At 60.1% G+C, this 23,401-nt stretch carries 22 protein-coding genes and 1 riboswitch; of the genes, 17 read left to right on the top strand and 5 right to left on the bottom strand.

Annotated features, from left to right (window positions below):
• Both ACTIE1_RS13230 and rfbC read right to left on the bottom strand, forming a co-directional pair.
• The coding region (locus tag ACTIE1_RS13230; RefSeq protein ID WP_439563438.1) for an NAD-dependent epimerase/dehydratase family protein at window positions 1-213 on the bottom strand (213 nt) is incomplete at its 3' end.
• A 3-nt stretch (window positions 214-216) separates the two neighbouring features.
• Window positions 217-771, bottom strand: coding sequence for a dTDP-4-dehydrorhamnose 3,5-epimerase (gene rfbC, locus ACTIE1_RS13225; protein ID WP_439562094.1), 555 nt, complete (start codon window positions 769-771; stop codon window positions 217-219).
• 229 nt (window positions 772-1,000) lie between these two features.
• Here rfbC and ACTIE1_RS13220 point away from each other — a divergent pair, with 229 nt between their 5' ends.
• The 5 genes from ACTIE1_RS13220 to ACTIE1_RS13200 all read left to right on the top strand — a co-directional run bounded on the left by ACTIE1_RS13220 (window position 1,001) and on the right by ACTIE1_RS13200 (window position 5,623).
• On the top strand, window positions 1,001-2,131 hold the full coding sequence (locus tag ACTIE1_RS13220; protein ID WP_439562095.1) for a CobW family GTP-binding protein: 1,131 nt from the start codon (window positions 1,001-1,003) through the stop codon (window positions 2,129-2,131).
• Window positions 2,132-2,221: 90 nt separating this feature from the next.
• Window positions 2,222-2,424: riboswitch (cobalamin riboswitch) on the top strand.
• A gap of 103 nt (window positions 2,425-2,527) precedes the next feature.
• Window positions 2,528-2,812 (top strand): hypothetical protein, encoded by a 285-nt coding sequence (locus tag ACTIE1_RS13215; protein ID WP_439562096.1) that lies wholly within the window; start codon window positions 2,528-2,530, stop codon window positions 2,810-2,812.
• Window positions 2,809-3,600: an ABC transporter ATP-binding protein gene (locus tag ACTIE1_RS13210; protein ID WP_439562097.1), complete on the top strand. Its 792-nt coding sequence runs from the start codon at window positions 2,809-2,811 to the stop codon at window positions 3,598-3,600. The genes ACTIE1_RS13215 and ACTIE1_RS13210 overlap by 4 nt, the downstream gene beginning before the upstream one ends.
• On the top strand, window positions 3,597-4,532 hold the full coding sequence (locus tag ACTIE1_RS13205; RefSeq protein ID WP_439562098.1) for an ABC transporter substrate-binding protein: 936 nt from the start codon (window positions 3,597-3,599) through the stop codon (window positions 4,530-4,532). Before ACTIE1_RS13210 ends, ACTIE1_RS13205 begins: the two co-directional genes overlap by 4 nt.
• A 59-nt stretch (window positions 4,533-4,591) precedes the next feature.
• Window positions 4,592-5,623 (top strand): FecCD family ABC transporter permease, encoded by a 1,032-nt coding sequence (locus tag ACTIE1_RS13200; RefSeq protein WP_439562155.1) that lies wholly within the window; start codon window positions 4,592-4,594, stop codon window positions 5,621-5,623.
• 153 nt (window positions 5,624-5,776) lie between these two features.
• On the opposite strand, the gene ACTIE1_RS13195 is transcribed toward ACTIE1_RS13200, so the two are convergent.
• Window positions 5,777-5,911 (bottom strand): entericidin A/B family lipoprotein, encoded by a 135-nt coding sequence (locus tag ACTIE1_RS13195; RefSeq protein WP_439562099.1) that lies wholly within the window; start codon window positions 5,909-5,911, stop codon window positions 5,777-5,779.
• A 372-nt stretch (window positions 5,912-6,283) separates the two neighbouring features.
• Here ACTIE1_RS13195 and ACTIE1_RS13190 point away from each other — a divergent pair, with 372 nt between their 5' ends.
• A complete protein-coding gene (locus tag ACTIE1_RS13190) occupies window positions 6,284-7,948 on the top strand; it encodes an alpha/beta hydrolase (RefSeq protein WP_439562100.1) in 1,665 nt (554 codons plus the stop codon).
• 208 nt (window positions 7,949-8,156) lie between these two features.
• Window positions 8,157-9,311, top strand: a complete 1,155-nt coding sequence (locus tag ACTIE1_RS13185; protein WP_439562101.1) for a DUF418 domain-containing protein — start codon at window positions 8,157-8,159, stop codon at window positions 9,309-9,311.
• A 12-nt stretch (window positions 9,312-9,323) separates the two neighbouring features.
• Here ACTIE1_RS13185 and ACTIE1_RS13180 read toward each other — a convergent pair whose 3' ends face one another.
• The gene (locus ACTIE1_RS13180; RefSeq protein ID WP_439562102.1) at window positions 9,324-9,773 is read right to left on the bottom strand and encodes a YaiI/YqxD family protein; all 450 of its coding nucleotides are present in this window, start codon (window positions 9,771-9,773) and stop codon (window positions 9,324-9,326) included.
• A 143-nt stretch (window positions 9,774-9,916) separates the two neighbouring features.
• Here ACTIE1_RS13180 and ACTIE1_RS13175 point away from each other — a divergent pair, with 143 nt between their 5' ends.
• Entirely contained in the window at window positions 9,917-10,573 is a 657-nt protein-coding gene (locus ACTIE1_RS13175) for a dienelactone hydrolase family protein (protein ID WP_439562103.1), read from the top strand.
• A gap of 2 nt (window positions 10,574-10,575) precedes the next feature.
• On the opposite strand, the gene ACTIE1_RS13170 is transcribed toward ACTIE1_RS13175, so the two are convergent.
• Window positions 10,576-11,148, bottom strand: a complete 573-nt coding sequence (locus ACTIE1_RS13170; RefSeq protein ID WP_439562104.1) for a TetR/AcrR family transcriptional regulator — start codon at window positions 11,146-11,148, stop codon at window positions 10,576-10,578.
• 93 nt (window positions 11,149-11,241) lie between these two features.
• Here ACTIE1_RS13170 and ACTIE1_RS13165 point away from each other — a divergent pair, with 93 nt between their 5' ends.
• The 9 genes from ACTIE1_RS13165 to tig all read left to right on the top strand — a co-directional run bounded on the left by ACTIE1_RS13165 (window position 11,242) and on the right by tig (window position 23,355).
• Entirely contained in the window at window positions 11,242-12,339 is a 1,098-nt protein-coding gene (locus tag ACTIE1_RS13165) for an efflux RND transporter periplasmic adaptor subunit (RefSeq protein WP_439562105.1), read from the top strand.
• Window positions 12,336-15,407, top strand: a complete 3,072-nt coding sequence (locus ACTIE1_RS13160; protein ID WP_439562106.1) for an efflux RND transporter permease subunit — start codon at window positions 12,336-12,338, stop codon at window positions 15,405-15,407. Before ACTIE1_RS13165 ends, ACTIE1_RS13160 begins: the two co-directional genes overlap by 4 nt.
• Window positions 15,408-15,592: 185 nt before the next feature.
• On the top strand, window positions 15,593-17,188 hold the full coding sequence (locus tag ACTIE1_RS13155; protein ID WP_439562107.1) for an ABC transporter substrate-binding protein: 1,596 nt from the start codon (window positions 15,593-15,595) through the stop codon (window positions 17,186-17,188).
• A gap of 95 nt (window positions 17,189-17,283) precedes the next feature.
• On the top strand, window positions 17,284-18,270 hold the full coding sequence (locus ACTIE1_RS13150) for an ABC transporter permease (RefSeq protein WP_439562156.1): 987 nt from the start codon (window positions 17,284-17,286) through the stop codon (window positions 18,268-18,270).
• 13 nt (window positions 18,271-18,283) lie between these two features.
• The gene (locus ACTIE1_RS13145) at window positions 18,284-19,225 is read left to right on the top strand and encodes an ABC transporter permease (protein WP_439562108.1); all 942 of its coding nucleotides are present in this window, start codon (window positions 18,284-18,286) and stop codon (window positions 19,223-19,225) included.
• On the top strand, window positions 19,225-20,244 hold the full coding sequence (locus ACTIE1_RS13140; protein ID WP_439562109.1) for an ABC transporter ATP-binding protein: 1,020 nt from the start codon (window positions 19,225-19,227) through the stop codon (window positions 20,242-20,244). The genes ACTIE1_RS13145 and ACTIE1_RS13140 overlap by 1 nt, the downstream gene beginning before the upstream one ends.
• Entirely contained in the window at window positions 20,237-21,238 is a 1,002-nt protein-coding gene (locus ACTIE1_RS13135) for an ABC transporter ATP-binding protein (protein ID WP_439562110.1), read from the top strand. The genes ACTIE1_RS13140 and ACTIE1_RS13135 overlap by 8 nt, the downstream gene beginning before the upstream one ends.
• Before the next feature lie 128 nt (window positions 21,239-21,366).
• A complete protein-coding gene (locus ACTIE1_RS13130) occupies window positions 21,367-21,867 on the top strand; it encodes a MarR family winged helix-turn-helix transcriptional regulator (RefSeq protein WP_439562111.1) in 501 nt (166 codons plus the stop codon).
• 153 nt (window positions 21,868-22,020) lie between these two features.
• Window positions 22,021-23,355 (top strand): trigger factor, encoded by a 1,335-nt coding sequence (tig, locus tag ACTIE1_RS13125; RefSeq protein ID WP_439562112.1) that lies wholly within the window; start codon window positions 22,021-22,023, stop codon window positions 23,353-23,355.
• Window positions 23,356-23,401: the final 46 nt, after the last annotated feature.

The following is a 23,401-nucleotide window of genomic DNA, read 5'->3' as shown; positions in this document are numbered from 1 at the left end:
ATGTGTGGCAAAAATCCGCTCCAGCGCAGTGCGGTCGCGAATATCGGCATGTTCAAACGCATAAAGCGGGCTGTCCGCCACGCTGGCCACATTGTCGAGGCACGCCGCATAAGTCAGCGCATCCAGATTGACAACGCGATGCCCGCGCCCCACCGCCAGCCGCACCACCGCCGACCCGATGAACCCCGCGCCCCCTGTAACAAGCAGTTTCATGGCCTAACCTTCATACTGAAAAGGGGTTTCAAACCGCGTGAACGCCACTGCCTGCGCGTCCTTGTCCGACAAGACAGGCGCATCCGTGCCCCAATCAATTCCAACGCTGTCCCACCGCACCGCACCGTCACATTCCGGCGCATAGTAGTCCGAGCATTTATACTGCACTTCGCAATCATCTGTCAGGGTCAGAAAGCCGTGCAGGAACCCTTTGGGAACGAAAAGTTGCGCGCCGTTCTCGGCTGATAATTCCTGCGCGACCCATTGCCCGTAGCTGGGCGACCCTGCGCGCACATCAACCGCCACATCCAGAATCGCGCCGCGCGAACACTGCACCAGTTTGTCCTGCGCATGGGGGGGACGCTGGTAATGCAACCCGCGCAACGTGTGGCGCGGGGCGGAATAGCTGTGATTGTCCTGCACGAAATCGGGCAAGGCCGCGCCTGCATCTTGCAGCGCGCGGGGGTTCCATGTCTCGCAAAACCAGCCGCGCGCATCGCCGAACCGCCGCGGCTGGATCAACAGCACCCCGTCAATGGCCAATCTTTGAATCTGCATTACAACAATCCGTTCACCAACTTCGTCCAATAGCGCGGCCCCTGACGGGGCAGGCGACACCGGCTTTCTGGCACAAGCGTTTGAAGAATGCGATACCTTCGGCTGAAATTGACAGCGCTGCGCGACGATCCTGCGTCAATGCAGGGCCTTGCAAATAAAAATGTTATAATATAACATTTATGCATTATCACGATATCCGCCCCCCCGACCAAAGAAAGCCCGCTGCTGCATGACCATGTCCGACCGCATTCCTGTAACCTTGCTGACCGGTTTTTTGGGGGCTGGCAAGACGACCTTGCTGAACTGCCTGTTGCATGACGCCCATGCAGGCCGCGTGGCCGTTGTTGTCAATGAATTCGGCGAAGCGGGCCTTGACCATGACCTGATAGAGGAAGCCGCCGAAGATGTGGTGCTAATGCCCGCAGGGTGCATTTGCTGCACCATTCGCGGTGATCTGTCCAAAACGCTGATTTCGCTTCTGGCGCGGCGCGCGCGCGGGGAATTGTCGTTTGACCGTGTGGTGATTGAAACCACAGGTCTGGCGGACCCTGGCCCGGTCTATCATACGCTTCTGGTCGATCCGGTTCTGGCACCGAATTATGCGCTGGACGGGGTTGTAACGGTTGTGGATGCCGTGCTTGGCGTGGACACCCTGAACCGCCATGCCGAGGCGCAGGCGCAAATCGCCATGGCGGATTGCATCGTATTAAGCAAGCGTGACCTGATTGATGCGGCCCAACTGGATGCACTGGGCGCACGGCTGGACAAGTTGAACCGGACGGCCCCGCGTATTCATGCAAACAACGGCGGTGTCCCCACGGGCGCGTTGTGGGGCTTGGGGCTTGGGGCCAGTGCGGATACGCCCGATCAGGCGTTGAACTGGCTAGCGGCCCCCGCCGCAGATACCCCCGCTGCAGACCCCCTCGCCGGCCTCTCTGGTCTGCGCACAGCCAAGGCACAGGCCCCCATAGGTCAGCTTGCCCCGTCGCACCATGCAACCGATGACCGGATATCAACGGCATCGATCACACTTGAAAACCCGATCCCTGTTGAGGTGTTCGACTTCTGGCTGGATACGCTGATCGCCCTGAAAGGCAGCAATATCCTGCGACTGAAGGGTATCGTGCATTTGCAGGGCGTGCCTAAACCATTTGTGTTTCACGGCGTGCAGCACATATTCGAGCCGCCGGTCCCCTTGCGAAACTGGCGCGAGGGTGAAAGCACCAGCCGCATTGTGGTGATTGCGCGTGACATGTCCAAAGAAGACCTGAACGCAAGTTTTGCAATGCTTCATATGCAGCCAGAACAGGTGGCAAGCGCACAGGGCATGACGGCGCATACCCTGTCAGAGCCGTTCTGAAATGGCCCGCAATCGCGGGGAATGGGGCGGCGGGGCGCAACAACGCGGGGATCGGGTCACGAATTATGTTGAATGAACCGCAGCCTTGCGCTAGGCGAATAGACAGATGGTGCCCGACACACATGTCGGGAGAATAGGGAAACCGGTGCGGAGAAGACCCTCTCTTATTCCGGTGCTGCCCCCGCAACTGTAAGCGGTGTGTCCCCCCTCATGCCACTGGACCGGACGGTTCGGGAAGGCGGGGAAACACAATAGCCGCGAGCCAGGAGACCTGCCATCTCAACCGAAACACGAACCCGGGCGGGGTGTCCGGAGGAGGGCATATGACGATTGCGCATCATTGCGTAAGGTGTGACAAGCACGCCTGTATCCCTGCTACTTCCTGCAGGGGGCACCATGTATCACTACACATTTGACCTGACGACATGCACGCGCTGCGTCAGCCGTTCAGGCCCATGCCTTATGGGTCTGGAATTTCTGCAGCGTTTATCCAACTCGCTGGGCGCGGCGCGCAAGATGACGGGCACGATGCCCGATATGGACGGGCAAGTCACATTTACCGAATGCCATGCCTGTGACCATTGCGTGCTGAACTGGCGCGCAACCGCAGGGGAATTGGAACTTGCCGGCGCGGATCAGGTTCTGTTGCAGGGGCGCGTTGTTGCGCAGGCCCTGCAATGAGTTGCCCTGCCCCACTACCCGCCGCGCTGGCACTGGAACAGGTGTCCTGGGGGGCGGGCATTCTTGATCCCGTCAGTCTGACCCTTGGTGCGGGGCGCGTGTTGGGCGTGCTGGGCGCGAATGGGGCGGGCAAGTCAACCCTGCTGCGGTTGATCTACCGCTTTCACAAACCCCAGTCAGGGCGTGTGCTGCTGGACGGGCGGGATATACACGCCATGCCTGCGCGCGCTGTCGCGCAGCGCGTGGCGGCTGTGTTGCAGGAACAGCCCACGGATTTTGCCCTGAGTGTGGCGGAAATCGTGGCCCTTGGCCGCGCGCCCCATCGCCGTGCCCTGTCCGGCCCGTCCGCACAGGACGCCCATATCGTCGAGCATGCGCTGGAGCGCCTGAATTTGCAGGACTTTGCCTTGCGCCCTTTTGGCACGCTGTCGGGGGGCGAACGTCAGCGCGTCATGGTCGCCCGCGCGCTTGCACAGGAACCGGGGCTTATTGTGCTGGATGAGCCGACCAATCATCTGGATATTCGCCATCAGTTGGAAGTACTGCGGCTGGTGCGCGGGCTTGGCGCGACGGTGGTTGCGTCCCTGCACGACCTTAATCTGGTGCAGGGGTTTGCCGATGATCTGCTGGTTCTGAAGGGCGGCCAGCCGCTGGCGTTCGGCCCTGTGGCGCAGGTGCTGACCCCTGACCTGATCGCGCGCGCCTTTGGCGTGCATGCGCACCCGCGCGGCCCTGCCCGATTTGATTTTTCACTATTTGATGACATGCAACAGGAGAAACGCGCATGAAATCCCTTCCCCTTGCCCTGCTTGCCACGGCATTCGCCGCGCCCGCATTGGCCCACCCCGTTACCGTGCAAAGCTGCGACCGAGAGGTGACATTTGACGCGCCCCCTGCGCGCGCGGCATCCAATGATGTGAACCTGACAGAAATGATGCTGGTTCTTGGTCTGAATGACCGGATGGTGGGATATACCGGCATTTCGGGCTGGAACAAACTGGACGAGGAAATTCGCGCCGACATTGGCGAACTGCCTGAACTGTCCGAACGCTACCCCACGCGCGAGGTGCTGATCGGCGCTGATCTGGATTTCTGGTTCGCAGGCTGGAATTACGGCATGCGCGTGGGCGGCGAGGTGACGCCTGATACATTACACCCCTTTGATATTGCAGTATATGAACTGACCGAAAGCTGCATTCACATCATGCCGCGCGATGGCGTGGCGATTGACGATATGTTCAATGATATCCGCAATCTGGGCGCAATTTTTGGTGTGGATGACCGCGCCGAGGAATTGATCACCGGCTGGCAGGCCGAACTGTCCGAGATTGCAGCAACCATCCCCGATACAGACCCGTTGCGCGTTTTTGTTTATGACAGTGGCGAGGACACGCCTTTTACCGCAGGCCGTTATGCCATGCCCACCGCCATGATCGAAGCTGCGGGCGGGCGCAACATCATGGATGATGTCGACAGCAGCTGGACCCGCGTGGCGTGGGAGCCGGTGGTCGAGCGGAACCCCGAAGTCATCATCATCGTCAATTACGGCGAAGTCACCGCCGAGCAGAAGATCGGGTTTATGAAGTCCAATCCGGCCTTTGCGGATATGGACGCGGTGGTGAATGACCGTTTTGTGGTGCTGGAATATGTCGAGGCCACACCCGGGCCGCGCAATATTCGCGCCATCCGCGCGCTGGCCGCTGCCTTTCACGGGCAATGACAATGCGCACCACCCCAAGCCCTGAAACCGCCGCCCCTGTTCTGGCCGCCAAGGCGCGCATGCCGGTTCTGGCACGTCCGGTGCGTCACGGGTTGTGGGGGCTTGGGGTGGGCGCGCTTGTTCTGTCGATTTCGGCGGCTGTCAGTATCGGTGCCGTGCCCATTCCCTTGGGCATGGTGTGGGGCGTGATCGTGGACAAACTTTTCCCCGGTCTGGTCACGCCCGACTGGTCGGCGGGGCGTGCGGCGATTGTGTGGGAAATCCGTTTGCCGCGTGCGTTGCTGGCGGCGCTTGTGGGGGCCGGGCTGGCGCTTGTGGGGGCAGTGTTGCAATCGGTCACGCGCAACCCGCTGGCGGACCCGCATTTGCTGGGCATCTCATCTGGGGCGGCATTCGGGGCCATTCTGGCACTGTTGCATACCGGCATGTTTCTGGGCCTTGCCACAGTGCCGCTTCTGGCCTTTATCGGTGCGCTTGCATCAACCCTTCTGGTGCTGTCGGTGGCCAGTTTCGCGCAGGCCACAAGCGCGGACCGGCTGGTGCTGACGGGGGTGGCGGTGTCCTTCATTGTCATGGCGCTGGCCAATGTGCTGATATTTCTGGGCGATCCGCGCGCCGCCCATACGGTTGTATTCTGGATGCTGGGCGGTTTGGGGCTGGCGCAATGGGCGCATCTGGTATGGCCTGCCTTGATCCTTGCGGGGGCTGCGATCTGGTTTCGCGCAGTGGCAGGATCGCTGAACGCAATGACCATCGGGGATGAGACGGCCTCGACCCTTGGTATTCCTGTCGTCCGCTTTCGTATCGCGTGTTTCGTGGTCGCGGCGCTTGTTACCGGCGTTATGGTCGCGTTTTCCGGTGTTATCGGGTTTGTGGGGTTGATGGTGCCGCATATTGTCCGGCTGGTTGTTGGCGGCGACAATGTGCGCGTTTTGCCCGCATCCATGCTGGTGGGCGCAATTTTTCTGGTCTGGGCCGATATCGTGGCGCGCACATTGATGCGGCCAGAGGACATGCCAATCGGAATTGTCACCGGCCTTGTGGGCGGGGTGTTCTTTATCTGGCTGTTGCGCCGGCGTGCGCGCGGCTAGAGCGTGTTGCGCAAAAGTGTGAACCGGTTTTTCGCATAGAAACATGCGGAAGAAATAAACTAGAGTCCGTCGCGTGAATGCGAATGAACGCGACGGACTCTAGGCGCGCCCCTTCCGGTGGCTGGGGAAGGGGGCTGCGCAAATCGGCTTCTTTTACCTTGCGGTTTGTGCTTGCCGCGCTTCCTGGCTGATTGTTTGGCCGGCGCTTTGCATGTCGCGCCCAGCCCCTTCGACAGTCGCACATGCAGCCAGAGTTGTCAGGCCAAGCAGAAAGATCAGCGGTTTCATTTGTTGTTCCTTTTTTGCAAACACATTTCCATGTGAACGCACCACACACAGGATCGTTCCATCTGATCTGATGTGAATTTCCGGTTGCGCTGCTGATACCCGTCATCACATGACTGCACAGCGGTCGGGCTACGGGCGTTTCGCGGGGGGCGACCCTGACCGAAGATCCCCTTCTGGCGGTCGGAATCATGCTGCCTTTTTGCATATCGTGAACGGCACGTGCCTTGTTGCGCGATGGGCAAGCCTTTATAAAACAGGTATGGTGATGACTAAATATCAGGGGCATTCCAGTATGATCCGCCCCGCGCCCACGGGTGCGGTTACGCTGGTATGTGCCGGATGTAATGCCAAATTGGCAGTGTTTGGGCGTTTATGAACGTGTTGCTTGGTGTTCTGCGGAAAACGGTTGCGTGGCTTCCATTTGCCAGCCTGCCTGCGCTGATATTGGGGACGGTGTTCTTTATGGTGTCGCTGACGCCCAGCCTTGTGCCGCGGGAAACGCTGGTGCAGGCGGTGCTAAGCGGTGTCAGTCTGGCCGCGGGATATGCAATCGGGCTGATGCTTTCGGCACTGTGGCACAGGCTTGAATTTCCGCCATTGCCACACAGGGCGCGTGCGGGCATCCGTGCCGTTGTGACGGTTCTGTGTGTTCTGGCCGGTGCGGCCGCACTATGGCAGGCGTCGGAATGGCAAAACGGGTTGCGCGCGTTGATGGAAATGCCGCCTGTGGACACTGTGCGCCCGTTTACCATTGCGGCAGGTGCAATGGGTGTGTTCCTGTTACTGGTCTGGTTCGCGCGGTTGTCGTCGCTGGTGGTGCGGAAACTGTCCAGCGCATTGTCGCGGGTTCTGCCTGGCCCGCAAGCCTTGCTGATCTCGATCATGCTGACGGCCTTGTTGTTCTGGAATATTGGCAACGGGGTTCTGGTGCGCGGGGCGCTGACAGCGGTGGACCGCGTTTATGCCGGGCTTGATGGCGTGTTCGAGGAGGCAAGCCCCCGCCCCGATGACCCGCGCAAAACCGGCGCACCCGGATCGCTGCTGGACTGGGAGGAACTTGGGCGGACCGGACGCGCAATGATCGCCGCAGGGCCGGACCGCGCCCAGATCGAGGCCGCCACAGGTGCGCCCGCGCTGGAACCCTTGCGCGTCTATGTCGGGCTGAACGCCGCACCGGACCCTGCCTCGCGGGCAGCACTTGCCCTGGCCGAATTGCAGCGCATCGACGCGTTTTCGCGCAGCACGCTGGTTATTGCCACGCCGACAGGGACGGGAACTGTCAATTCATCCGGCCAACAGGCGCTGGAATACATAACGCATGGTGATGTTGCGACAGTATCGGTGCAGTATTCCTATGTCGCCAGCTGGCTTGCCTTGTTAAGTGACCCTGAATATGGCGTCGAAACCGCCCGCGCCGTATTTGCCGAAGTGTATGGCTACTGGCGCAGCTTGCCCCCTCATACACGGCCTGCATTGTATTTGAACGGGCTAAGTCTGGGGGCGCTGAATTCCGAACTCAGCCATGATTTGCATCAGGTTGTGGGAGATCCGTATAATGGCGCGCTTTGGGTGGGCGCGCCCTTCAACAGCCCCACATGGTCCGAGGTGACGCGCAACCGCAATCCCGGCACCCCGGCATGGTTGCCGACATATCGGGACGGAAGTGCAGTGCGTTTCATGAACCAGACAGGGCTGGCCCCGACTGGCACGGCCCCTTGGGGCAGTTTCCGCATCCTGTATCTTCAGCATGCCAGCGATGCTGTCACCTTCTTCGACCCGCGCGCCGCGTGGCGCCGCCCTGACTGGATGAGCGGGCCGCGCGGGCCAGACGTGTCGCCGGATTTGCAGTGGTTGCCGGTCGTATCGTTCCTGCAGCTTGCGGTCGATATGATGACAGCCGTAAAGCCGCCGCGCGGATACGGGCACAGATATTCCTTTGCCAGCTATGCAAAGGCATGGGCCATGCTGCTGGGCCGTCCGGAATGGTCCATGCAGGCGATTGAAGATCTTGTGGATTTTGTTAATCCGCCCGACTGACCGGCCCTTTTGACCCCCTGCTGAACAGTCGGCCTGTGCCGCGCGCGCCTTGTGGAGGGGGGCGATCGGGTCAACGGCAATTCGCCGTGATCGGCAAGGAAATGCCCATTTTGCAGGCATTGGCGCAGGGGAACTGGCATTCGTTCTGGGGCGTTATAAGCTGCGTGCCCTGAATGATGGCCATTTTTTTGAAAAAGGAAACGGGCAGATGACCCTGTCGCAAAGCCAGCGAAATACCCGCATTGATGCCGTGCGTGCCGTTGCGTTGGGCGTTGTGATCATCATGAATATGATGACGTTTTCCGGTCTGGCCTATCTGGGACCCGAGTTGCGGGCGCAGACCCTTGGGGCCGTGGATCTTGCGTTATGGCAGGTTCTGGACCTGTTTCTGGATGGCAAGGCCCTTGCCGCATTCTCCTTCATGTTCGGGTTCAGTTTCAGCATGATCCTGCAACGCTCCGGGCCGGATACGGTCGCGGCACCCCCGCAGGTGTGGCGCAGGTTCGTGGTGCTTGGCGCGATCGGGGCATTTAATGCCATTTTCCTGTTTTGGGCGGACATATTGATGACATATGCCGCGCTGGGGCTTTTGCTGCCGCTGGCGGCACGACTGTCGCAGCGCACCATCATCGGGCTGGGCGCGGGGTTGATTCTTGCGGGACCGCTTGTACTTGCGCTTAGTGGCATTGATGCGCCTGCCCCTGTGCCTGAAGGGCATGACGAAAGCCTGCAAGCCTTCGCCTCGCAGAATTATGCGGACGCGATCAGCCAGAACCTGAACATGGTTACAGGGGCCGCCGATGGCGCTGCGGGCATGCTGGTCTTGCGGGCGTTCATGTTGACGGGGCTGTTCCTGCTGGGGCTTGCTGTTGGTCGAAGCGATCTGCCACAGCGCCTTATGACGCTGCGCACGGAAATGTTCAGGGCCGGTGCGCTTCTGCTTGCTGTAGGGCTGGCCGCAAGCATTGTGTTGCACTTGGCTGATACGCCGCGTGGGGGGTGGTTCCTGCTGTATCTGGACACACCGCTTATGGCGCTGGGCTATCTGTTATTGCTGGCGGCGGCCTTGCACGGGCCGCGCATGCAACGGGTTCACACGCTGCTGGCCCCTTTGGGCAGGATGAGTCTGACCGGGTATCTGGGGTCATCGATTCTGGGCCAGATCCTGTTTTACGGGTGGGGGTTCCAGTTGATCGGGCAGCTGGGCACATCGGCTGTTATTGCGCTTGCGATCGGCACCATTATTGTGCTGACCAGTTTCGCGCATCTGTGGTTTCGCCATTTTGTGCATGGCCCTTGGGAATGGCTGTGGCGCAGCCTGACCAGTTTGCGCGCCCAGCCGATACTTGGGCGTGCGGCATGATCCGATGATGCCCTAGCGATGGGCCGCGCGGCGCACAGCCTGTTCCAACGCATCCAGAAAGCGCGATCTGTCCGCCTTGGTGAAGCCGCGCCCCTTGCCTTGCAAGAACGGGTCCGCCGCCCGCAGGTCAGCCATAAGGTCGCGTGTGGCAAGGATATTGCCGATATTTGCGGCGCTAAGAACCTCGCCGTTATGTTTCAGCACCTGCGCGCCTGCTTCAATGCATTTTGCGGCCAGCGGTATGTCGCCCGTGATGACAATATCGCCCGGCCCTGCATGTTCCGCGATCCATTTGTCGGCGACATCGGGGCCTTCGGCAACGATGACACTTTCCACCAACGGGTTGGCCGAAGGGCGTATCCCCCCGTTCGAGACGATCACCATGCGCAGTTTGTGGCGCGTGCCCACGCGTTCGACTTCGGATTTGACGGGGCAGGCATCGGCATCAACGTAAATGGTCATAGATTTCTGTCCTTTTGCATCCGGCAAGACCGGCGCGGGCGCATGCAGCTTGCATCTGCGATTTTGCCATGATGCGCAACCGCCTTGCAATTTTTCTGACATGCGGGATCATGGCCCGCAAACAGCAATATCGGGGGAAGGATATGGACCAAAGACTTAGGGCCGCTGACGGGCATGAATTTGATTGCTGGATGATTGCCCCCGAAGGTGCACCGCGTGGGGGCATTGTCGTGTTGCAGGAAATTTTCGGTGTGACCGCGCAGTTGAAATCCGTTGCCGCGCGTTATGCCGCGCAGGGCTATTGCGTGGCGATACCTGCCTTGTTTGACCGCCAGCAGCCCGCCACGGTTCTGGGGTTTGATCAGGGTGCTGCGGGGCGGGACTTGATGATGCAGGCCGATATTGCAGACATTTCACGCGATATTGCCGCCGCCATTCAGGCCGTTCAGGCCATTGCGGGCAAGGTCGCGGTCATGGGGTTTTGCTGGGGTGGCGGGCTGGCAATTCATGCGGCGCAACATTTGCCGGTGGCGGGTGCGGTGGTGTTTTACGGCACGCGCTTGTCCGCCTATGCGGGGCATCCGTTGCAGGTGCCGGTTCTGGGCCATTTCGGGCGCCATGATGACCATGTGCCAATGGATATGCTGCAACAGGCACAGGCCGAATGGCCGGAACTGACAGTTCATTTGTATGATGCAGGCCATGCCTTCGCCAATGATGCGCGGGCGTCCTATGTGGCGGCGGCGGCGGAACTGGCCCATGCGCGCACAAGTGACTTTCTGGCGCAGGTTCTGGCGTGATTCTAGGGATCTGCGGGTGTGTCGTCTGCGTGATCGGCAAGATAGGTCTGCGCCCATTTGACAAGATCAAGCGCCGCATCGCGGTCCAGCACCGGCGTGCCCAGCAATTCAGCGCTGCGCAAACCCTGCACTGCCATATAGGCCAGCGTTGCAAGGTTGGGGTCTGACGCATTTGATCTGATGCGTTCCAGAAAAACCTTGGAATGTTCGCGCACGGGCCTCAGCATGTCGGGGTTTTCCGCAAATGCTGCCAGTAACCCTGTCGGCGGCGGGGTGCCCTGTGCCTGTTCATCCAGAAAATGTTGTAGAAATGACTGGATGACGGCATTCGTGCGCCCGGAGCTTTGCTGCTGCTGCAAGGCGATGTCCAGCCGTTCCATATGGTCGGCGACCAGCCCTTCCAGCAATTTTGCCTTGGACGGGAAATGATACAGCAACCCCCCTTTGGAAACACCAGCGGCGGCGGCTACCGCATCCAGCGAGATATTGGCCGGACCAAGCTGGCGCGCAAGGGTTTCAGCGGCGGTCAGAATAAGCTGCCGTGTCTGCGCGGCGGATCTTGGGGTTTTGCTCACTCTCTACTCCTGTGCATTCTTGACTAAACCGTCCAGACGGTATAGTGACACCCCGAAAAATGCAATCACCTATCTGAATGGATATGACACCCGATGCTGAAGCGCTTTATAATCGCAGCCGTGCTGCTTGGTCTTCTTGGTGGTGGTCTGGTCGGGTTCAACCTGTTTCGTGACCAGATGATTGCGCAGTTTCTGGCCAACCGGCCCGTACAGGCGCTGCCGGTGGAAACCATAGAGGTGCAGCCAACCACCTGGTCGCCCGTGCTGAACGCCATTGGCACGGTGAACGCCGCGCAGGGTGTGGACCTGACGGTCGAGGCTGCGGGCATCGTGCGTGAAATCGGGTTTGAGTCGAATTCGGACGTGGGGCATGGTGATATTCTTCTGCGCCTTGATGATGAGGTGCAGCGCGCCGATCTGACTGCTGCGCAAAGCCAGCTTGCGCTGGAGCGGCTGAATCTGGACCGCGCGCTGGAACTGCAAAGCCGTGGTGTCACAGCCAATGTGCAACTGGATCAGGCGCGCGCTGCATTCGATGTGGCGACGGCGCAAATGGCCCGCGCCGAAGCGGTGATTTCGCAGCGCAGGCTGGTGGCCCCGTTTGGTGGCGTTATCGGCTTGCCGCGTGTCGATATCGGCCAGAATATTTCGCCGGGCACAATTGTTGCGACATTGCAGGATCTTGACCAGATGCGCATCGACTTCAGCCTGCCGGAGCAGGCGCTGCCTGCCTTGTCCATTGGTCAGGCACTGGATGTTCGCGTGCAGGGCGATGACCGCAGTTTCAGCGGCGAGATTCGCGGGATCGATCCGCGCGTAGACCCGAATTCGCGCATGGTGTCGCTGCGCGGCACAGTGGAAAACCCCGACCGCGCCCTGACACCGGGCCAGTTTGCCCGCGTCGAGATTCGCCTGCCGCAGGAAGATGGCGTGATTGCCCTGCCGCAAAACGCGGTTGTGACCAGCCTGTATGGCGATTTTGCCTATGTTGTGCGCCCGTCAGAAGATGACGCCGATCAGTTGGTCGTGCGGCAGACATTTGTGACAACGGGCCGGCGCAACAATGGCGTTGTTGAAATTGTCGAAGGGATTGACGCAGGCGACCGCGTGGTCAGCGCGGGCCAGAACCGGCTGTCCAACCGCGCCCCTGTCACCCTTTCTGACACGACAACCCCGCAGGTGGCGCAATGAACATATCCGCACCGTTCATCAAGCGCCCTGTCGGGTCCACCGTTCTGGGGCTGATGATCGTCCTGCTGGGGCTGATGGGTGCGTTCGGACTGCAAACGCGCCAGTATCCGCAGGTGGATGAAACCGTCATAACCGTGACGACAATCTATCCCGGTGCGTCGGCGGAATTGATTCAGGGCTTCGTTACCGCGCCGATTTCTGCCGCTGTCGCATCGGCGGAAGGGGTGGATTATGTCACCAGCCAGTCACGCCCGTCCGCGTCGGTTGTGACCGTGAACATGGCCTTGGGCCAGAACCCCGATATTGCCCTGACCGAGGTGATGTCCAAGGTGCAGGAGGTGCGCTCTCGTCTGCCATCAGACGCGCAAGACCCCAATATCGTCAAAGGCACGGGCCAGACATTCGCAACCATGTATCTGGCGGTTCAGAACCCCGCCATGAGTGCCGAGCAGGTCACCGAATACATAGAGCGCGTGATCGTTCCGCGTATGTCCACCATCGAAGGGGTGGCGGAATCGCAAGTGATGGGGGCTGCGAATTACGCAATGCGGGTCTGGATCGACCCAGTGCGCCTTGCCGGTCAGGGGCTGACCGCGGCAGAAGTTGCACAAGCCATCAATTCCGCGAATTTTCTGGCCGCGCCGGGGCGCACCCGCAACGAACTTGTGGGCTATGCGATCGACATTGATTCCACGCTGCAAACGCCCGAAACTTTTGGCCAGTTGCCGCTGTCGGGGTCCGGCAATGATGTTGTGCGCCTTAGTGATGTGGCGCGCGTGGAACTGGCGGCGGCCAGCACCGACATGGTGGTGTCATTCGACGGGCGGCCCGGCACGTTCATTGGCGTGTTTCCCAACCCTGCGGCGAACCCGCTGGATGTGGCGGCGGCGGTGCTGGACGAACTGCCCGCCATTCAGGCCAGCCTGCCCGACGGCATGACCATGGAAATGATGTATGACGCCACCGAACAAATCTCGGCGTCCATCAACGAAGTTCTGGTGACCATTGTTCTGGCAACGGCCATTGTCGCGTTGATTATCCTGTTGTTTCTGGGGTCCGTGCGGTCCGTTTCCATTCCGCTGGTGGCGATCCCGCTGTCGCTGGTGGGCGTGTTGTTCATGCTGTTTGTGGCGGGGTATTCCATTAACCTGCTGACCTTGCTGGCCATGGTTCTGGCCATCGGGCTGGTGGTGGATGATGCCATCATCGTGGTGGAAAACGTGCAGCGCCATATCGAGAACGGGCAAACCCCGTTGCAGGCGGCCTTCTCGTCCATGCGTGAATTGTCCGTGGCCATTATTTCCATGATGATGACGCTGATCGCGGTGTTCCTGCCGCTGTTTTTCATCGGCGGGCTGACGGGCGCGCTGTTTCGGGAATTTGCCGTGGCGCTGGCGGGGGCGGTGTTCATATCGGGGGTGGTCGCGCTGACCATTTCGCCCATGATGGCCGCGCGTGTGCTGCGTGCGGGCGGCGGCGGCAACAGGTTCCAATCCATGCTGGACCGTGGTTTTGGCCGTCTGGAAACATGGTATGCACGCCGCCTGACATCCACATTGCGCTTCACGCCGGTCACAATGCTGATTGTGGTTGTCCTGACCGGCGTGACGGGGTTCTTGTTCACCAAAACATCCAGCGAACTGGCCCCGGAAGAAGATATTGGCGCGCTGTTTTCATTTGTGAACGCGCCATCCTATGCCACCATCGATTATACCAGCCATTACATTGCGGATATGGCCGCGCGCACATCGGATCTGCCGGAATTGCGGGCGAATTTTTCGATCGTTGGCTTTGGCGGCGCGACCAATAGCGGCATAATGCTGTGGGCCTTCGATGACTGGGCCGACCGCAGCCGCACACAGGCCGAGATCCAGCAGGATTTGCAGGCGCGGCTGGCCCCGATTGCGGGGGTGCAGGCCTTCGTCTTTGCGCCGCCCAGCCTGCCCGGCGCGGGGGGTGGGTTGCCCATATCGCTGGTTGTCCAGTCCACCGGCGACCCGTCCGAGGTGTACGAGATGTCCGAGCGCATTAAACTGGCCGCCGAGGCATCGGGGCGGTTTCTGGTTGTCCAGAATTCCATGTCCTTTGACACCACACAGGTTGTTGTGTCCATTGACCGCGACCGCGCCGCCGCGCTGAACATTCCTGCCAACCAGATCGGGTCTGCCCTTGGGCTGCTGGTGGGGGATGGCGCGATTGCCCAGTTTGACCGCGATTCCAAAAGCTATGACATCATCATGCAAGTGCCGCAGGAATACCGCGACAATCCCGAACGGCTGGGCGAATACCACATACGGTCCATGTCTGGCGATATGGTGCCCTTGTCTGCGGTCACGGAAATCAGCACGGCTGTTGCCCCCCAGTCGATTGAACAATTCAACCAGCTGAATTCCGCGACACTGACGGCCATGCCGATGATCGGCACATCCACAGGCGACGGATTGGCCGCATTGGAGGAAATCGCGCGTGCCGAACTGGCCGACGGTTTTTTTCTGGATTATGCGGGCCAGTCACGGCTGGAGCAGTCGGAAGGCAACACAATCATCTTTGCCTTCGCGCTGGCAATCGTCGTGATCTATCTGGTGCTGGCCGCACAGTTTGAAAGCCTGCGCGACCCGTTCATCGTGCTGATGTCAGTGCCCTTGTCCATTTTCGGGGTGATTGTGCCGCTGAATCTGGGGTTGGGGACGCTGAATATCTATACGCAGGTCGGGCTTATCACGCTGATCGGGTTGATCACCAAACACGGTATTTTGCTGGTGGAATTCGCCAACCAGTTGCGCCGCGACAAGGGGCAGGGCCGCGCGGAGGCGATTGTCACATCAGCGCGGTTGCGTTTGCGGCCGATCCTGATGACAACGGCAGCGACAGCGCTGGGTGTGGTGCCGTTGATGGTGGCCAGCGGGGCAGGGGCTGCGGCGCGGTTTTCAATGGGTCTGGTCATCTTTTCGGGCATTTCGGTCGGCACGCTGTTCACGTTATTTGTCGTCCCTGCCTTCTATGTCCTGATTGCGCGCAAAACCCTTGTGGCCCCAGTGCGCGACACCTCGGAAGTGGCTGCGCAGTAATTTCCCGCCCCCGTTGCCTTTGCGCAAATGTAGGGCAAGCAGGCCATTGCTTGCCCTAGGGGAAGTTGTGTCCGGTGGAAAAGGGGAATTGACTCTTTGGTCAATATTATCCAGCCTTCCTTCAGTCCCCGACACGGTGCACGAAGCGCCGAAACGGGATGTCACCACATGACAGGGAGATTTCGATGTCACCAAAACTCAACCAGACGGGGGTTCGCGCGCGTCTTATGCTGGGGGCCGCTGCTGTTGCGCTGGCCTTCGCCGGTGCCGCCAATGCCGAAACACTGCGCTGGGCGCGTGTTGCCGATGCGCTGACGCTGGACCCGCACAGCCAGAACGAAGGCCCCACCCATACGCTGAACCACCATATCTATGAAACGCTGGTGGGCCGTGCTGTGGACGGCAGCCTGACGCCCAGCCTTGCCACGGAATGGGGCATCAGCGAAGAGGATGACACGGTCTGGGTATTCCAGATCCGTGAAGGCGTCACATTCCATGACGGCACCCCCATGACCGCAGAAGATGTCGTCTTCTCGCTGGACCGTGCGCGCACGCCGCCATCGGGCATGGCCGCCCTGCATGCCGCAGTGGAAGAAGTGACCGCTGTTGACGACACCACAGTGCATGTGCGCCTGTCCGGCCCCGCGCCGCTGTATGTGCAGAACCTGACCAACACCTTCATCATGTCCAAGGCATGGGCAGAAGCAAACGGTGTTGAAACCGCGCCCAACTTCGCCGCAGGCGAAGAAGCCTATTCCGTGCGCAACACCAACGGCACCGGCCCGTATGTCATGGTCGAACGTGACCCAGAAGTGCGCACTGTGTTGCAGGCGTTTGACGGGCACTGGGCTGACGCGCCCGCCGTGACCGAGATTATCTATACCCCGATTGCAGAAGCCGCGACCCGCGTTGCTGCGCTGTTGTCGGGTGAAGTGGACGTGGTGCAGGACGTTCCTGTGCAAGACATTGCCCGGCTGGAACAGACTGACGGCATCAAGGTTATGCGCGGGCCGGAAAACCGCAACATCTTCTTCAGCTATGACATGACGTCGGACCGTCTGGCCTCGTCCGATGCGGAAGACAACCCCTTCGCCAAGCCTGAAGTGCGCGAAGCGATGGCCTTGTCGCTGGACCGCAACGCCATTCGTCAGGTGGTGATGCGCGGTGAATCGCAACCCTCGGCCGCGCCCTTGCCGCCGTTTGTGAACGGCTGGACCGAAGAACTGGATGCGTTTGGCGAACCCGACTACGCCCGCGCGGCCGAACTGGTGGCCGAAGCAGGCTATCCCGACGGGTTCAGCGTTGACCTGAACTGCCCCAATGACCGCTATCTGAACGACGAAGCGATCTGTCAGGCATTGGTCGGCATGCTGGCACGCGCCAATATCCGCGTGAATCTGGTGTCGCAAACGCGCTCGCTGCACTTCCCGCTGATCGAGAATTGGGAAACCGATTTCTACCTTCTGGGCTGGGGTGTGCCAACATTCGACAGCCAGTATGTGTTTGATTTCCTTGTGCACACGCGCGAAGGGTCTTACGGGTCGTTCAACGGCACGCGCTATTCGAACCCCGATCTGGACGCGAAAATCCAGTCATTGGCAACAATGACCGATCTGGATGCGCGCGATGCTGTCATTGCGGAAATCTGGGAAGAAGTGATGGAAGAACGCATCTTCCTGAATGTGCATAACCAGATGCTGGCCTATGCCATGCGCGACGGTATTTCGCTGGATGTGCATCCCGAAAACCAGCCGCGTATGACAACGGTAACCTTCGACTAAGCACGGCTTGACCTTGGCGCCCGCGTGATTTACGGCACGCGGGCGCTTCATTTATGTCAGTACTGCTGACTATTGTTCTGCTGGGAGAGTTTGGCATGCTTGCGTTCATCCTTCGACGGTTGCTGCAATCCGTGATTGTCATGCTGGCCGTGGCGCTGGTTGCCTTCGCGCTGTTCCGGTTCGTGGGTGACCCGATCGCATCCATGGTCGGACAGGAAGCGACGCTGGCGGAACGCATGGAATTGCGCGATGCGCTGGGGCTGAACGACCCGTTTGTCATGCAGTTCTATAACTTCCTGACCCGCGCAGTGGTTGGCGATTTCGGCATCTCTTACCGGCTTCAGCAACCTGTTATGGAACTGATCCTGTCGCGTCTGCCCGCCACACTGGAACTGGCGCTGGTATCGGGTGTTGCGGCATTCATCTTTGGTGTGGGGTTCGGGGTCTACACGGCCCTGCGGCGCGGTGGCTGGGTGTCCAGTTCCGTCATGACAGTGTCGCTGATCGGGGTGTCCCTGCCGACATTCCTGATCGGTGTGCTGCTGATCTGGGTGTTCGCGGTTGAATTGCAGTGGCTGCCTTCCTTCGGGCGCGGCGAGGTGGTCAATCTGGGCGGCTGGTGGCGCACAGGGTTTCTGACCGAAAGCGGGCGCATGTCGCTGATCCTGCCGGCGATTACGCTGGGGCTGTATCAGATGACGCTTATCATGCGGCTTGTGCGTGCCGAAATGCTGGAAGTGCTGCGCGCCGATTATATCAAATTCGCCCGTGCACGGGGCCTGTCGAACCGTGCCGTGCATTTCGGCCATGCGCTGAAAAATACGCTTGTGCCAGTGATCACCATCACGGGCTTGCAGCTTGGGTCCATCATTGCGTTTTCGATCATCACCGAAACGGTGTTCCAGTGGCCAGGTGTGGGCGCGCTGTTCATCAATTCTGTGCGGTTCGTCGATGTGCCGGTGATGGCGGCCTATCTGATGCTGATTGCGTTGGTGTTCGTTGTGATCAACCTGATTGTTGATCTGCTGTATTACATGGTCGACCCACGTTTGCGGCTGGACCGCAGCGCGGCTGGCCACTGAAAGGACTTGCGCCATGAGTGAGACGCAAAAACCGCGCCCCGTTGGCAGAATTGGCCGCGCATGGGACAGCGACATCGCCTATTCGTTCCGCAAGTCACCGGTTGCGGTGGTTGCGGCCGTGGTGTCCGTCATCATCATTCTGGCGGCTATATTCGCGCCGCTGATCGCGCCCTATGACCCGTTCAACCCTGCATCGCTGAACCTGATGGACGGGTTTACCCCACCGATGGAACCAAATGCATTCACTGGCAATGTCTATTGGCTGGGCACTGACAATCAGGGCCGCGACGTGTTTTCAACCATTCTGTATGGTGCGCGGATTTCGCTGTTTGTGGGGTTTGCGGCGGTTCTGTTTGCCATGGTTCTGGGCATATCGCTGGGGTTGATTGCAGGCTATCGCGGGGGGTGGGTCGACAGCCTGCTGATGCGCGTGGCCGATGTACAGTTGACATTCCCGTCCATTCTGCTGGCCCTGTTGATTTTCGGGGTCGCACGCGGGTTCATCCCCCCCGCCTACCGAGAGGCGATGGCCATCTGGGTGCTGATCGTGGCAATCGGCCTGTCGGAATGGGTGCAATATGCCCGCGTTGTGCGCGGGGCCACGATGGTCGAAAAGAACAAGGAATATGTTCAGGCCGCGCGTGTGATTGGCGCGCATCCTGTGAAAATCCTGCTGCGCCACATTCTGCCTAATGTGATGGGGCCGGTGCTGGTGATTGCAACCATCGGGCTGGCGCTGGCCATCATTGCGGAAGCCACGCTGTCCTTTCTTGGCGTGGGGGTGCCGCCCACGCAGCCCAGCCTTGGCACGCTGATCCGTATTGGCCAGCAATATCTGTTTTCCGGCGAATGGTGGATATTGCTGTTCCCCTCGATCACGCTTCTGGCGCTGGCATTGTCTGTCAATCTGCTGGGCGACTGGTTGCGTGACGCCCTGAACCCGAGGTTGCGCTGATGTCTGCCCCGATTGAAAACCCGTCCGAGAAAACACCGCTGCTGTCTGTGCGCGACCTGATCGTGGAATTCCCCACCCGTCGCGGCACCCTGCGTGCGCTGGACAAAGTGTCCTTCGACATTGCCGAGGGCGAGGTTCTGGGCATGGTGGGCGAATCCGGTGCCGGAAAGTCGCTGACAGGGGCGGCCATTATTGGCCTGCTGGAACCGCCGGGGCGCATTGCGGGTGGTGAAATCTGGCTGCGCGGGCAACGGATCGACAACCTCCCGCGCGAGAAGATGCGCCGCATTCGCGGGCGTCGCATCGGCATGGTCTTTCAAGACCCGCTGACCAGTCTGAACCCGCTTTATACTGTTGCCCAGCAGCTTATTGAAACCATCCGCACGCATATGGACGTGTCCGAGGGGGAGGCCCGCAAGCGCGCCGTGGCGCTTCTGGACCGTGTGGGCATTCCGGCAGCCGCGCGGCGCATTGATGACTATCCGCATCATTTTTCGGGCGGTATGCGCCAGCGCGTGGTCATCGCCCTTGCGCTTTGTGCGGAACCGGAACTGGTGCTTGCCGATGAACCGACCACCGCGCTGGACGTGTCGGTGCAGGCGCAGATCATTGATGTGCTGAAGGAAATCTGCGCGGAACGCGGCGCGTCTGTCATGCTGATTACGCATGACATGGGGGTGATTGCCGAAACTGCCGACCGCGTTGCGGTCCTGTATGCGGGGCGTGTGGCCGAAATTGGCCCTGTGCGCGATGTCATTCAGGCGGCCGAGCACCCCTATACGGCGGGCCTGATGGGGTCCATTCCCACCCTGACCCAGACCGCCGCACGGCTGACGCAAATTCCCGGCTCCATGCCGCGTCTGAATGCCATCCCGCAGGGCTGCGCGTTCAACCCGCGTTGTCCAAAGGTGTTTGACCGCTGCCGGACCGACCGGCCGGAACTGATAGACCGCGACAACGGGCGGCATGTTTCGTGCTGGCTGTATGATGCCGCAACGCAAAAGGTGGCCCATGACTGACACCCCTTTGCTTCAGGTTTCTGGCCTGACCCGCTATTTTGATGTGTCCAAACCGTGGTTGAACCGCGTTCTGGAACGCGAGGAAAAGCAGCTCCTGACCGCCGCCGCCGATGTGGATTTTGAAATCAAGCGCGGCGAGACATTTGCCCTTGTGGGGGAATCCGGTTCCGGGAAATCGACGATTGCGAAAATGATTGTGGGGCTGGTGGACCCGTCGCGCGGGCGTATCCTGTTTGACGGGCAGGAAATGCGGTTTGAACAGGGCGCGGCCATGCGCCAGTTGCGCCGCCGCTTCCAGATGATTTTTCAGGACCCGTTTGCCAGCCTGAACCCGCGCTGGCGTGTGGGGTCCATCATTGCCGAACCCATCCGCACTTTCGGCATTGCCAGCGGCGCGGATATCAACCGAGAGGTGGGCCGCCTGCTGGAGGTCGTGGGCCTGTCCGCGAGTGATGCCGAAAAGTTCCCGCATGAATTTTCCGGCGGCCAGCGCCAGCGCATTGCCATTGCGCGCGCCCTGTCGTCCAAGCCTGAATTCATTGTCTGCGATGAACCCACATCCGCGCTGGATGTGTCGGTGCAGGCGCAGATTCTGAACCTGATGCGCGATTTGCAGGATGAATTCGGCCTGACCTATTTGCTGATCAGCCATGACCTTAGCGTGGTGCGGCACATGGCCAACCGGATCGGCGTGCTGTATTTGGGCCGGCTGGTCGAGGAAGCGGATGCCAAGCGCCTGTTCACCGAACCGCAGCACCCCTATACGCGCATGTTGCTGGATGCGGTGCCTGACCTTGCCTTGTCGGGGCGGCGGCGCAAGCCGGTGATGGGTGAAATCCCGAACCCGATTACCCCGCCTTCGGGCTGCACGTTCCATCCGCGGTGTCCGATTGCGACTGACCTGTGCAAGCAGCAAATACCGCAGGTGCGCGGCACACCCACAGGACGCGCCGCCTGCCACTTGCTGGAACAGGGCGCTGTCGCCGAAACCTGAACAGGCGGGTATCGGTCAATGACCGCCCCTGCGGGCCAATCCGGCCTGCGGGGCTATTGTTGCCTTGGCAAACCCTACAGCCTGCGGTTATCCTAGCGGGCAGTTCATATTTGCAGCAGGGGGGCGTTATGCCCGATGGGTCCAAGTCAGGTGACAGGTCGTCCAACGATGAGGCGGCAGTAACGGACAGTTTCCTGCGCCGTTATATCGGCTACCGAATGAAGCGTGCCTATGTGCATATTCACAACAGCGCCCAAGCCGCCATCGAAGGGTTCGGTATGCGGATTACGACATCTTCGGCCTTGCATGTGATTGTTGAAAACCCGGATCTGAGTCAAAGCCAGCTATGCCTTGCACTGAATATCGAACGGTCGCGCGCGGTGCTTCTGGTTGACGAGTTGGAGAAGCTGGGGCTTGTCAAGCGTAACAGGGTTCCACAGGATCGACGGTCTTATGCCTTGCGGGCGACACCTGCGGGCGAAGCCTTGTTTGAAAAGATTGCCGCGCGCCTTGCCAGTCAGGAAGATACCGTTCTGGCCACGCTAAGTGCGGCCGAGAAGGCACAGCTTGCCGAACTGCTTGATAAGGTTGAACGCGGGGCGGCTTGCGCCCGTGACGGGGTGGTCTGACGCGCCCCTGTTTGTGCGGTTTTTCCGGTTCACGGCGCTCTCGCGGCGGACATGTCCAGAATCAGGCTTGATCCTGCGCGCGCAGCCCCTTACACAGGCCGAAATTCCCCAGGCCGCCGTTCAGGCGGCCTGTCACCTTATGTGAGGACGCCCATGCAAGTTACCGAAACCCTGAATGACGGCCTGAAGCGCGGTTATACCATCACTGTGACCGCAGCCGAGCTTGACGCGAAGGTCAATGAAAAGCTGGTCGAGGCGCAGCCCGACATTGAGATGAAAGGGTTTCGCAAGGGCAAGGTACCAATGGCGCTGCTGAAAAAGCAGTTTGGCCAGCGCCTGTTGGGCGAAGCGATGCAAGACGCCGTTGATGGCGCGATGAACAAGCATTTTGAAGACAGCGGTGACCGCCCCGCAATGCAACCTGACGTCAAGATGACCAATGACGATTGGAAGGAAGGCGATGATGTTGTCGTCGCGCTGACGTATGAAGCGCTGCCTGCGATTGAAGCGCCCGACATGTCCGGCATTTCGCTGGAGAAGCCGGTGGTCAAGGCAGATGATGCCGCGGTGGACGAAGCGCTGCAAAATCTGGCGAAATCGGCACAGAAGTTCGATGACAAGGACGGCGCTGCCGAAGACGGCGATCAGGTCACCATGGACTTTCTGGGCAAGATCGATGGCGAAGCCTTTGATGGTGGCGCTGCCGAAGATTTCCCGCTGGTGCTGGGGTCAGGCCAGTTCATTCCCGGCTTCGAGGAACAGCTTGTCGGCGTGAAGGCGGGCGACGAGAAAGCCGTGACCGTCAGCTTCCCCGAAGAATACGGCGCGGCCCATCTGGCTGGCAAGGAAGCGGTGTTCGAGTGCACGATCAAGGCCGTCAAGGCCCCCGCCGAAGCAACCATTGATGACGAACTGGCCAAGCAATTCGGCGCTGATGATCTGGCTGCCCTGAAGGCCCAGATCGTGGAGCGGCTGGAAGCGGAATATGCGCAGGCATCGCGCGCGATCCTGAAACGCGGTTTGCTGGATGCGCTGGATACGGCGGTTAGCTTCGATCTGCCGCCGTCGCTGGTCGAGGCCGAGAGCAAGCAGATTGCGCATCAGTTGTGGCATGACAGCCAGACCGATGTTGACCAGAACGACCATAACCATGACGAGATCGAAACCACAGAAGAAAGCGACAAGCTGGCCGTGCGCCGCGTGAAGCTGGGTCTGCTGCTGGCCGATATCGGGCAGAAAGCGGAAGTTGAAGTCAGCGATCAGGAAATGACGCAGGCGGTAATCGCGCAGGCCCGCCAATACCCCGGTCAGGAACGTCAGTTCTTTGAGTTCATCCAGAAAAACCCCCAGATGCAGCAACAATTGCGCGCGCCCATCTTTGAGGACAAGGTCGTTGACCACATTATCGGCCAGATCACTGTGACCGAGAAAGAGGTCAGCAAGGACGAGCTGCAAAAGGCAATCGAAGATCTGGAAAACGAAGTCTGATTAGCAGACTTTTCTGAGGCAGTATCAGTGATGAAACAGGGCGGCC

This window comes from Roseinatronobacter sp., from assembly GCF_051859525.1.
Taxonomy (GTDB): domain Bacteria; phylum Pseudomonadota; class Alphaproteobacteria; order Rhodobacterales; family Rhodobacteraceae; genus Roseinatronobacter.
Note: the sequence above shows the minus strand (reverse complement) of the source record. Positions and strands in the feature narration are given on the sequence as shown.